Below are 388 nucleotides of genomic sequence, written 5' to 3'. Positions count from 1 at the left end.
GCTCCAGTCTGATCGCCAGACAATTAAGCTCAAATCCAAGGTTGCTATGTGCGTCACCCGCTTACCTGCAACACTATGGGATTCCAGAAAGCTTATCTGATCTCAAGGCTCATCGCTGTATTTTGCAACAGCATGCCAATGGCTTAACCGACCAGTGGCACTTTCTGAATAAAGCGGGGGAAACTGAACAGATCCGTGTCGAAGGTTACTTTAGTAGCAATTCGGGTGAAGCCATTCGACAGGCTGCCTTACAGGGCTTAGGCATTTCCAATCATTCACTCTGGCATGTTGCGGAAGATTTAAACACCGGCAAACTGCTACAGGTGCTCCCCGATTATCCCGTGCAAGCCACTGCAATCTATGCCGTGTTTCCACATCGGGACTTGGT

The 388-nt window shown here is 49.2% G+C and carries 1 protein-coding gene; it reads left to right on the top strand.

The window, feature by feature from the left end:
- Positions 1 to 388, top strand: a 388-nt coding sequence (locus C3945_RS11755; protein WP_202623374.1) for a substrate binding domain-containing protein, incomplete at both ends; no start/stop codon positions are given.

It is taken from the genome of Alkalibacterium sp. MB6, assembly GCF_009935905.1.
GTDB lineage: Bacteria > Bacillota > Bacilli > Lactobacillales > Carnobacteriaceae_A > Alkalibacterium.
Note: the sequence above shows the minus strand (reverse complement) of the source record. Positions and strands in the feature narration are given on the sequence as shown.